We start from the raw sequence: 3,528 nt of genomic DNA, 5'->3' as shown, positions 1-3,528 counted from the left end.
ACACCTTGACTATCGATTGACCCGAAACGGTTTCTTCGATAAAACCATTTACTTCACCAATGTTTTGTTGTTGCTCCTTAAAGAAGATACTTGTTCGTTTTGTTATCCATTTTAGACCAAATACCATGACTGGAATGATTGTTAAAGTAAGAATAGTCATTAATGGASTCAAGTAAATCATCACAACTAAGATACCAACAAACGTTAATATGCTCGAGAGTATTTGAATAACAGAACTATTTAACGTAGAACTAACGTTTTCCATATCATTCGTTACTCTACTCATTAGTTCCCCATGTTGACGTTGATCAAAAAAAGGTATCGGCAGCTTCTGAAGGTGCGTAAAAAGATGCGAACGAATTTCGTAGACGGACTTTTGAGCGATGTCTACCATCCAATAATTTTGCAAGCATATGCTAACAGAATACCCTATATAAATGAGGACTAAAAAAAGGAGCATTCCGACTAGACCGTTCATTTCATTCGTGACGATAAATTGATCAATTGAGATTCCCACAAGAAAAGGTCCAAGGAGACTTAAAGCCGAACTTGCAATGACCATAAGGACGACAAGAATCAATTTCATTTTATAAATCGATAAGTATGTCCACAATCTCTTTAACGTTCCAGACCAATCTCTCGCTCGTTCCTTTTTCTTGCTTTTTGATTTTGGTTCACTCATTTTCCAGTCAATTGGTTTATACCGAAAAGGACGTGTGAGGGGATCAAGCATGATTGATCGTCTCCTTTCCAAGCTGTGACTGAGCAATTTGCTGATAAAGGGAAGACTGTTTGACTAATTCTTCATGTGTGCCGACAGCAAGCAATTCCCCCTCATCTAGTATGATGATCCGGTCAGCTTCCATCGCTGTTTTTAACTTTTGCGTAATAACAAGGGTCGTACATGAGTAAGCCTCTAATGCACGTAAAAACTTCTTCTCTGTTCGCATATCTAAGGCACTCGTACTATCATCAAGCAACAAGATACGCGGATAGCGAATAAGCGCTCGGGCAATCGATAATCTTTGCTTTTGACCGCCAGATAAATTTACACCCTTTTGACCGATCTTCGTTTCATATTGTTTAGGGAGTGCTTCGATTGTGTCATGAATCTGAGCAGCTTTTGCGGCTACTACTATCTCTTCTTCCGTAACGTCCTCCCGCCCCCAACTCAAATTCTCTTTAATTGAGCCAGAGAATAGAAGCGACTCCTGGGGTACATATCCAATCATTTTACGCAGCTTTTTCATATTCCATTCCCTTACATCTTCCCCGCCCACTAATACAGAACCAGTGCCAACATCATAAAGCCTTGGAATTAATTGAAATAAGGTGGACTTCCCTGACCCAGTTGCACCAAGTATCGCAATCGTTTCACCCTTATTTACGGAGAACGTAAGATTTTGTATGACATTCTGATGAGCATTTGGGTAACGGAACGACACATTTTCAAAATGAAGATGAATGTCATTCTTAGTATCAGCCTCCGCCACCTCTCCATCTTCCATCCCAATATCGGTTTCAAGTACTTCTGCAATACGGCTTGCAGAGGCTCTAGCTCTTGAGAATACAATGATAATCATTGAAAAGACAGTAAGTGCCGACGTGATTCTTGTTGCATAGTTAATAATTGCCACAACTTCTCCTACCTGTGCTTGATTTGCTCCAACATCAATTGCACCGAACCAGAGTACACCAATGATCGCTCCGTTCATTAATAGTAAAAGAATCGGCATTGTGATCTCCATCCATCTTAACGCTTGAATGGTTCCATCCTTTAATCCTTCATTTTCTTTTTTAAAACGTCCTCCTTCATGCTTTCTTCTAACAAATGCCTTTATAATTCGAATTCCTTTTAAATTTTCACGCATGACATGATTTACTTGATCAAGCTTAGCTTGAACATCTCGGAACATTTTTCCACCCTTTTTCATCATCCAGACTAAAAAGAAGATAAGAACAGGAATCGTTACCACTAGAAATAACGCGAGCTTCACATTGACCAGTAACGCCATAATCGTTCCACCAATGACTAAAAGCGGCGCTCTCATCATGATGCGCAAACTCATAAAAATAGTGTTCTGAACTTGTGTGACATCATTGGTCATCCTCGTTATTAAAGACGAAGTTTCAAACTTTTGCAGTTTCGAAAAAGCAAAAGATTGCACCCGACTATACATACTGTGACGCAGATCAAATCCTGTACTTTGAGATACATGAGCCGCATAAAATGAATTAATTACCCCTGATAAAAAAGCAAGAAACGACATTCCTACCATGATCAATCCCCAACGTACAACCATATCAAAATCACCTGTCATAACTCCTTCATCAATGATTCTCGCTAAAAGTAATGGATGAAAAAGTTCAACGGTGAGTTCTACTAGCATTAATATGATGGCTATCCACATCGGAAAACGATATGGTTTTAAATAGGAAAAAACCTTTCTCATTAATCGACACCCCAACTAAGTTTGTTAGCTAAACGAAATAATCTATTATCTATGATAGCGCAAAAATAAGATTTTCACTAATATGAATAATAAAATAATAAAAAATGATCAGAACACTACAGGTCTGATCATTTTGGTGGTCTACATATACATGGAGGCAAGCATAATACCTACTGCATCCTCATAAATCTGAGGGTAATCTGAAAAAGGTAAAGGATTTGTTCCGAGACCAAGCTCTACAGTAAATCCTGGCCTTTTCCATTGTTTAATAAACCAATCTTTGTACCCTGCATAGCTGTCTGTATATTGAATCGGCCTAAATCCACTAACTCGGGCAAACTCATTAACAATCACCTCCGATTCTGGAGGCTCTAACCCTTCAAATCCCCAAAAAATAACTTGCCCCTGTGTATGAAAGGCTAGAACACGGCTAAAATCACTATCGAGTGTAAGACGCGCGATCGCGATCGCCTCAGGTTCTGTTAAAGGGGCTCTCCCTGGGTAGTCTCTCGGTGATGGTTGGCTGGGCTTTAAGCTTGCTTCTTGTTCCCACTTAGCAGGGTATTGATTGTTTAAATCAACCCCTATAATRTTTGCTCTCCAACCAGAGAAATCGGTGCTACCACCATTGATCTCAAGTACTTCGCTTCGGTAAGGCTCTGAAGTTGGTAAACCATTAATCACTAAATCCACTCCATCAGGGTTCACCATCGGTACAATCGATAATTCTACATCATTGTAATAAGGCAACATAGACAAGCCACGGATGGGCGTCTGATTTGTTAAGGCTAATGCATAATCATTGATAAATTCGACTAAAACTGGCGTAGTAATCCATTCATGAGCATGAAAAGAGCCATTAAAATGAACTCTTTTTGACCCATTCCCAATACGTATTTCTTCAATTGGCTTTCCCATGACACTCGTTCCAATCACACGTCTTCTGATGAAAGGATAGGCTTCCGTTAATTGGTCAAGATCTGTTGTTAGTACCGTTGAGTCGTATCCGCCCGTTTGAACAAATCGTTTATTTGTGATCCTACTTGGCATGAATAACGCTTGCCCCACCTGCAAA

The 3,528-nt window shown here is 39.6% G+C and carries 3 protein-coding genes; all 3 read right to left on the bottom strand.

Features of this window, described 5'->3' with window-relative positions:
- Positions 1-733: ABC transporter ATP-binding protein (locus tag AB685_RS28595; RefSeq protein WP_047973998.1), on the bottom strand; the 733-nt coding region annotated here is incomplete at its 3' end.
- On the bottom strand, positions 726-2,453 hold the full coding sequence (locus AB685_RS28590; RefSeq protein WP_047973997.1) for an ABC transporter ATP-binding protein: 1,728 nt from the start codon (positions 2,451-2,453) through the stop codon (positions 726-728). The genes AB685_RS28590 and AB685_RS28595, both read right to left, overlap by 8 nt.
- Positions 2,454-2,594: 141 nt before the next feature.
- The coding region (locus AB685_RS28585; protein WP_047973996.1) for a M14 family metallocarboxypeptidase at positions 2,595-3,528 on the bottom strand (934 nt) is incomplete at its 5' end.

Source organism: Bacillus sp. LL01 (assembly GCF_001037965.1).
This window is presented reverse-complemented; position numbering and strand designations above follow the sequence as displayed.